The organism is Planococcus salinus (assembly GCF_003719725.1).
Taxonomy (GTDB): Bacteria; Bacillota; Bacilli; order Bacillales_A; family Planococcaceae; genus Planococcus; species Planococcus salinus.
Map to the genome: position 1 here is coordinate 44,271 of NZ_RIAX01000016.1, position 7,084 is coordinate 51,354.

The following is a 7,084-nucleotide window of genomic DNA, read 5'->3' on the forward strand; positions in this document are numbered from 1 at the left end:
ATCAATGTGTCAGATTATTTGGTGCGCGGGCTCGCCTTTAATGGCAGTGTTCGGGTATTTGCAGTAGATAGTACAAAAACAGTAGGGGAAGCGCAGCAGCGCCATATGATGTGGCCGACGGCTTCTGCAGCATTGGGACGCGCCATGACAGGTGGGGTCATGCTGGGTGCGATGTTGAAAGGTGAAGACAAAGTGACAGTTAAAGTGGAAGGCGGAGGACCGATTGGTGCAATTTTGGTCGACAGCGATGCAAAAGGGCATGTGCGCGGCTACGTTACGAATCCACAGACTCATTTTGACCTGAGCAAAGAAGGAAAGCTGGATGTGCGCCGTGCTGTAGGAACAAATGGAATGCTCTCAGTCGTTAAAGATTTAGGGATGCGCGATAACTTTACTGGGCAGACCCCGATTGTTTCCGGCGAAATTGCAGAAGATTTCACTTACTACTTTGCTGTATCAGAGCAAGTGCCGTCCTCGGTCGGTTTAGGCGTGCTCGTCAATACGGATAATTCCATTCTTGCTGCAGGCGGGTTTATCCTTCAGCTGATGCCGGATACTGATGAAGATACCATTCAGAAAATAGAGCAGCGTATTTCTTCCATTGATCCTGTTTCCAAAATGATTCAGCGCGGCTTAACGCCGGAACAGATTTTGGGAGAAGTTGTAGGCGAAGAAAACCTGCAGATTCTAGATGAAATGCCGGTGAGCTTTCATTGCAATTGTTCCAAAGAACGGTTTGCCACTGCCCTTTTGGGACTGGGACAAAAAGAAATTCAAGATATGATTGAAGAAGATGGAATGGCGGAAGCCCAGTGCCATTTCTGTTTGGAAACGTACCACTACTCAAAAGAAGAATTGGAAGCGCTTGTCGATGAGCTGGAATCCTAACAGAAGACGAACCGGTGCGACGCCGGTGCAGGCGGAACAGCCTAGAAGACGATTGAAGACAAAGCCTTTGCTCATTCTTATTCTGATTTTGCTGGTGGGGAACTTTTTGTGGTTTGTGGCTTGGTTGATTCCCGACAGCAAAGCAGAAGGAACTGAAAAAGTAGCTTCTGTGGACGGGGATGACATCAGCCGCCAGGAGTGGATGCTGGCCATGGAGGAACAGCATGGCCGCAGCGTATTGCTCGAATTGGTCAACGAAAAAGTGATGGAGACGGCTGCCGAAGAGTATGGTATTGAAGTGGCAGAAAGTGAAATTGACCTGGAAATGGCGATGCTGCGTTCGGCACAGGATGAGACCGACATGACGTTGTACGCCAGTCAGGAAAATCGGATGCGGGATAAGATAAAAGCCCAGCTCATCCTGGAGAAAGTGCTGACAAAAGATGTGGTGATTGAAGAAGCGGCTGTCAAAGAATTTTATGACGAAAATCAGGAGCTCTATGATATTAAAGAAGCTTACAGAGCTCGTATGATTGTAGTTGAGTCGGCTGAAGAAGCGCAAAAAACGATAGAAGAGCTGGAAAGTGGTTCTTCTTTTGAAGCATTGGCAAGAGAGCGTTCCATAGATACGGCAACCGGCAGCCTGGGAGGCGATATCGGGTATGTTACCCCCGAACAAACGACTGTAGACGAGGCGGTTGCAGAAGCTGTCGGCTCTATTGATGTGGGTGAGTGGTCTTCTCCGTTGAATCTTGAAGACGGCCGTATAGCCATTGTGTCTGTGACGGATAAAGTGGCTGGCCAAGCTTTCTCATACGAAGACGTAGCTGATCGCATCAGCCGTGAGCTGGCTCTTGAGCAATTGCCTCAATCAGTGACGCCTGAAGCATTTTGGCAGGAATTCGATGCCCAATGGTTCTACGGGGAATAGCAGCAACAAAAGGAAGCATGAAAATGCTTCCTTTTTGTCGTTTTAATTTCCTTCTGAATCTTCATCGGTTTCCACGTCAGGATTCATATCGGTTTCCAAATCTTCCTCTGGATTGGTGTCATCCTGTTCCAAATCCAGATCCGACTCGGTATCTGTATTCTGTTCTTCTTCCGGGACAACCTCCAGGTCTTCTTCGATAACAGGCTCTTCTTCCTCACCGCAGCCGGCCAATACCACCATCGACAACAAAGCTGCCGAGCCTGCTTTGATCCATTTATTGTTCAACATGAAAGTTCCTCCTTCCCAATAAACCCTTTCATTATCCATTAATTTTCCATACCCTTTTCATTTCCTGTGAAACTTTCTGACAGGCGTAAATAATAAAGGGAAAAGGCCTGCTTTTATTGAAGGAAACAGTGTTTTCTGTTGATTCGTACAATTTGACAATTGCACGAAAAGATTGGTATCCTTAGCGCTAGGTAAAGTCGATTAAAATAGTAGGGATTAGGAGTGTGGATAATGAATCGTGTAGGAAATTCAATAACGGATTTGATTGGACAAACACCTATTGTGAAACTGAACCGCCTTACAGGGCCCGAGGATGCTGAGGTTTACTTAAAATTGGAGTATTTCAACCCGGGAAGCAGTGTTAAGGATCGGATTGCTTTATCTATGATAGAAGCTGCAGAAAAAGAAGGCGATCTAAAAGAAGGCGATACCATCATCGAGCCGACCAGTGGGAATACGGGAATCGGCTTAGCGATGATTGCCGCGGCAAAAGGGTATAAATCAGTGCTTGTCATGCCGGACACGATGAGCATGGAACGGCGGAATTTGCTCCGCGCTTACGGGGCGGAACTTGTTTTGACCCCGGGAGCCGATGGCATGAACGGAGCGATCAAAAAGGCGGAAGAATTGGCTGCTGAAAAAGGCTGGTTTATGCCACAGCAATTCAATAACGAAGCAAATCCGGAAGTTCACAGATTGACGACAGGGCCGGAAATCGTTGAGGCAATGGGCGACCAACTGGATGCGTTCGTTTCAGGGATAGGAACAGGCGGAACCATCACAGGAGCTGGCCAGGTACTGAAGGAAAAATATCCCGATATTTTAATCGCTGCTGTTGAACCATCAGCTTCCCCTGTGTTATCTGGAGGAAAGCCGGGACCGCATAAAATTCAAGGAATCGGCGCAGGCTTTGTGCCTAAAGTGCTGAACACTGAAATCTATAATGAAGTGATTCAAGTGTCGAATGAGCAGTCCTATGAAACAGCGCGGAAAGTCGCGCGTGAAGAAGGCATTTTAGGTGGAGTTTCTTCAGGAGCAGCTGTTTACGCTGCTTTGGAACTGGCGAAGCGATTGGGCAAAGGGAAAAAAGTGCTGGCTGTCCTTCCGTCTAACGGAGAACGGTATTTGAGCACCCCGCTTTATCAATTTGAAGACACCAACTAACAGGTTAAACAGAGAGAGTGTGCCTCAGGCATGCTCTTTTTTTATGGATAAGTTACCTCTACTCGCGTTAAGATGAAATTAATACAAGCGGTGTCAGGGTGACTTTTGCTTCTGACCTTTGGAAAGGATGTAGACTTGATGGATATTGATTTCAACAAAAAAACATGGGTGATGGGGATTTTGAATGTGACACCGGACTCTTTCTCGGATGGCGGCCGCTACACCACGATGGACCGGGCAATGGAACAGGCAAAGCAAATGGCAGCGGATGGAGCGGATATTATCGATGTAGGCGGTGAATCGACGCGTCCGGGGTATACTCAAGTATCAGACCAAGAGGAAATAGACAGGGTGGTTCCAATCATCAAGGCATTATCATCAGAGTTGGATATACTCATTTCCATTGATACATACAAATCGGAAGTGGCCAGAGCAGCAGTGGAAGCTGGAGCTCATATCATCAATGATATTTGGGGAGCGAAATACGACCCTGAAATTGCCAAAGTGGCAGCGGAAAAGCGTGTGCCTCTCATTCTCACGCATAATCGTAAAGATACCTCCTATAACAATTTCTGGGAAGAAGTGCAGCGTGATTTAAAAGAAAGCATCCAAATTGCATTGGACGCTGGAGTGGAAAAAAAGCGCATCTGGTTGGACCCGGGCATCGGGTTTGCCAAAACGGCTGCCCACAACATTGAGATGATGCAGCGTCTGGATCGGCTGGTGGAGATGGGTTATCCAGTGCTCCTGGGTACATCGAGAAAGTCGATTATCGGTAAAGTCCTGGATGTACCTGTAACAGAAAGGTTGGAAGGGTCGCTGGCGACGGTATGTTACGGTGTGGAAAAAGGCTGCCAGATCGTCCGTGTCCACGATGTAAAAGAAACCAGCCGCGCCGTTCGGATGATGGATGTACTGACTGGCAAACAGGTTTATAAGGGGGAAGATTGATGGATTTCATCCATTTAAATGAAATGGAGTTTTACGGCTATCATGGGGTGTTCCCCGAAGAAAAAAAACTGGGACAACGATTTCGACTGACGGTTTCATTGGCTGTTGATTTAAAACAGGCCGGACAGACAGATGAATTGGAGCATACCGTCCACTATGGTGAAGTGTATGAAACATGCCGTGCAATTGTCGAAGGTCAACCCAAAAAGCTGGTGGAAGCGGTGGCGGAAGAAGTGGCATCACGGATTCTTTCTGAATTTCCGCTCGTCAAAGGCATCCGAGTGCAGTTGATCAAGCCGGACCCTCCAATTCCCGGCCACTACAAATCTGTCGCAATCGAATTGACACGGGGGGAATGGACATGAATGAGAGTTTCCTGTCCCTCGGTTCGAATATGGGGGACCGTCTTGCTATGCTGAAGCAGGCTGTGAAATTATTGCAGCAACACCCGCAAGTGGAAGTTGCTGCAATCTCTTCCTTGTACGAGACAGATCCGGTCGGTTTTACTGAGCAAGCGCCTTTCCTGAACATGGTCGTTCACTTGCAAACCAGCTTGTCCGCAGTGGAATTACTGGATGTTTGTCAAGAAATTGAACAAACACTGGAGCGGAAGCGAACCATTCGATGGGGTCCGCGGACAATAGACCTTGACATTTTGTTGTATAATCAAGACAATATGAAAACAAAGAGACTTATTGTCCCTCACCCACGGATGAAAGAACGCGCTTTTGTCCTTATTCCGTTGCTTGAGTTGAAATCTTCAATAGAAGGTATCAAAAAGCCAGCCTCCTCGGGGGTCCGATTGTGGAGAACGTATGAGAGTATTGAGGAATTTATTCGAGAGAATTGAAGTTCCAGCTTGCAGCAGTCGAACAGAAACAGCGAATTACAAAAGAAGTCGTGCAGTTTAAGTTGAATACATTGGCTGCCACAAATTCGTGGCAGCTTTTTTCATGTAGTCGAAACCAAAATTGTGTACAATAGAGAAATGTACGTATGAGCGTAGCTTTGAAATACAAAGGAGTGTAGAAAATGTCAGAAGAGTTGAATGACCAAATTGTGGTAAGACGCCAGAAAATGCAATCTTTCCGTGAAAACGGAATTGACCCGTTCGGGGCGCGTTTTGAGCGTAGTCACTTATCGGAGGAAATTATAAATGAATATGGAGAGTTATCAAAAGAAGAACTGGAAGAAAATCCGCATGAAGTGGTAATCGCTGGACGGGTGATGACAAAGCGCGGAAAAGGGAAAGCGGGTTTTGCCCACCTTCAGGATTTAAAAGGACAGATCCAGATTTATGTAAGAAAAGATGCAATCGGGGATGAGGCCTATGAGTATTACAATACGGTGGATTTAGGGGACATCCTTGGAGTAAGGGGAACAGTCTTTAAAACCAAAGTCGGTGAATTGTCTGTCAAAGCAAAAGAAGTTGTGTTTTTAACAAAAGCACTCCGTCCGCTCCCAGAGAAATTTCACGGCTTAAAAGACGTGGAGCAACGCTATCGCCAACGTTATTTGGATCTGATCACCAGTGATACGAGCAAAGAAACCTTTATCGTGCGCAGCCAAATCATTCGCTCCATGCGTCGCTACCTGGATAACCAAGGCTTCTTGGAAGTTGAAACGCCTATGCTGCACTCCATAGCCGGTGGAGCGGCTGCAAGACCTTTCGTAACCCACCACAACGCTTTGGATATGGAACTTTATATTAGGATTGCGATTGAACTTCACTTAAAGCGCTTAATCGTAGGTGGTCTGGAAAAAGTATACGAAATCGGCCGTGTCTTCCGAAATGAAGGCATTTCTACACGCCATAATCCTGAATTCACAATGCTTGAGCTTTACGAAGCATACGCGGATTTCAACGATGTGATGGAACTGACGGAGAATTTAATTTCACATGTGGCACAAGAAGTATTGGGTACTACTTCCATTCAATATGGGGATGACGAAATTAACCTTGCTCCCGGTTGGAAACGGCTGCACATGGCAGATGCAGTGAAAGAATATACCGGAGTGGATTTTTGGCAGCAGTTAACAAAAGAAGAAGCCCATGTTTTAGCAGAAGAGCACAATGTAGAAGTTAAGCCAACTATGGAAGTTGGGCATATTCTAAATGAGTTCTTTGAACAAAAAGTGGAAGAGCAGCTGGTACAGCCGACATTTGTTTATGGACATCCAGTGGAAATTTCGCCGTTAGCGAAAAAGAATCCGGATGATGAACGTTTTACTGATCGATTTGAATTGTTTATTGTGAGACGTGAACATGCAAATGCATTTACAGAATTAAATGATCCGATCGATCAGCGCGAACGCTTTGAAGCACAGCTTGTTGAAAAAGCGGAAGGAAATGACGAAGCGCACGAAATGGACGAAGATTTCATTGAAGCATTGGAATACGGTATGCCACCTACTGGAGGTCTTGGTATCGGGATTGACCGTCTCATTATGTTGCTGACGAATTCTCCTTCGATAAGAGACGTGCTGTTATTTCCGCAAATGCGACCAAGAGATTAAGAAAAGCTACTCAACAAAAACTGTATTGGAAGTTCGGCTCAAGGGAATATAAACTTGAGTCGATTTTTTTTTTGGAAAAATTGTTGCAAACTTATTTGATCGATGATATATTATTTCATGTCGCATTTTTGGTGGCGATGACATCGAAAGAATTTCTAAAAAAGTGTTGACTTCCACAAGGGAAGTTGGTAATATAGAAAAGTCGCCAATAAGCGGCGGGCAAAACTTGAACCTTGAAAACCGAACAGCAAAACGTCAACGAATGACGTCACGAGCGCCTTGGCGCGCGAACGGCTTTTGCGAGGATCGCCTTTGGGCGATCGGAGCACAGCCTTCGAGCTTCTT

Annotated in this window: 9 protein-coding genes; 7 read left to right on the forward strand and 2 right to left on the reverse strand. The window is 46.1% G+C overall.

Going from position 1 to position 7,084, the window contains the following annotated elements; genetic code table 11:
- Positions 1-6: 6 nt before the first annotated feature.
- Positions 7-888, forward strand: coding sequence for an Hsp33 family molecular chaperone HslO (hslO, locus tag EEX84_RS15140; protein WP_123166489.1), 882 nt, complete (start codon positions 7-9; stop codon positions 886-888).
- Entirely contained in the window at positions 872-1,819 is a 948-nt protein-coding gene (locus tag EEX84_RS15145; protein ID WP_123166490.1) for a peptidyl-prolyl cis-trans isomerase, read from the forward strand. Before hslO ends, EEX84_RS15145 begins: the two co-directional genes overlap by 17 nt.
- 42 nt (positions 1,820-1,861) lie before the next feature.
- Here EEX84_RS15145 and EEX84_RS15150 read toward each other — a convergent pair whose 3' ends face one another.
- On the reverse strand, positions 1,862-2,107 hold the full coding sequence (locus tag EEX84_RS15150; RefSeq protein WP_123166491.1) for a DNA primase: 246 nt from the start codon (positions 2,105-2,107) through the stop codon (positions 1,862-1,864).
- 231 nt (positions 2,108-2,338) lie between these two features.
- Here EEX84_RS15150 and cysK point away from each other — a divergent pair, with 231 nt between their 5' ends.
- The 5 genes from cysK to lysS all read left to right on the forward strand — a co-directional run bounded on the left by cysK (position 2,339) and on the right by lysS (position 6,739).
- Positions 2,339-3,271, forward strand: a complete 933-nt coding sequence (gene cysK, locus EEX84_RS15155; RefSeq protein ID WP_123166492.1) for a cysteine synthase A — start codon at positions 2,339-2,341, stop codon at positions 3,269-3,271.
- 138 nt (positions 3,272-3,409) lie between these two features.
- On the forward strand, positions 3,410-4,222 hold the full coding sequence (gene folP / locus EEX84_RS15160; RefSeq protein ID WP_123166493.1) for a dihydropteroate synthase: 813 nt from the start codon (positions 3,410-3,412) through the stop codon (positions 4,220-4,222).
- Positions 4,222-4,587 (forward strand): dihydroneopterin aldolase, encoded by a 366-nt coding sequence (gene folB / locus EEX84_RS15165; RefSeq protein WP_123166494.1) that lies wholly within the window; start codon positions 4,222-4,224, stop codon positions 4,585-4,587. Before folP ends, folB begins: the two co-directional genes overlap by 1 nt.
- A complete protein-coding gene (folK, locus tag EEX84_RS15170; protein ID WP_123166495.1) occupies positions 4,584-5,072 on the forward strand; it encodes a 2-amino-4-hydroxy-6-hydroxymethyldihydropteridine diphosphokinase in 489 nt (162 codons plus the stop codon). The genes folB and folK overlap by 4 nt, the downstream gene beginning before the upstream one ends.
- 182 nt (positions 5,073-5,254) lie before the next feature.
- Positions 5,255-6,739 carry a lysine--tRNA ligase gene (gene lysS, locus EEX84_RS15175; protein WP_123166496.1) on the forward strand — a complete coding sequence of 495 codons (1,485 nt, stop codon included), beginning with the start codon at positions 5,255-5,257 and terminating at the stop codon, positions 6,737-6,739.
- A 155-nt stretch (positions 6,740-6,894) separates the two neighbouring features.
- Here the strand turns inward: lysS and EEX84_RS16660 are convergent.
- Positions 6,895-7,084 (reverse strand): hypothetical protein (locus EEX84_RS16660; RefSeq protein WP_205125700.1); only part of this gene is annotated, 190 nt, incomplete at its 5' end.

Coding starts and splice junctions, on each gene's coding strand:
- lysS (WP_123166496.1), top strand. CDS start 5,255: ATGTCAGAAGAGTTGAATGACCAAATTGTGGTAAGACGCCAGAAAATG.
- EEX84_RS15150 (WP_123166491.1), bottom strand. CDS start 2,107: ATGTTGAACAATAAATGGATCAAAGCAGGCTCGGCAGCTTTGTTGTCG.
- folP (WP_123166493.1), top strand. CDS start 3,410: ATGGATATTGATTTCAACAAAAAAACATGGGTGATGGGGATTTTGAAT.
- cysK (WP_123166492.1), top strand. CDS start 2,339: ATGAATCGTGTAGGAAATTCAATAACGGATTTGATTGGACAAACACCT.
- folK (WP_123166495.1), top strand. CDS start 4,584: ATGAATGAGAGTTTCCTGTCCCTCGGTTCGAATATGGGGGACCGTCTT.
- EEX84_RS15145 (WP_123166490.1), top strand. CDS start 872: ATGAGCTGGAATCCTAACAGAAGACGAACCGGTGCGACGCCGGTGCAG.
- folB (WP_123166494.1), top strand. CDS start 4,222: ATGGATTTCATCCATTTAAATGAAATGGAGTTTTACGGCTATCATGGG.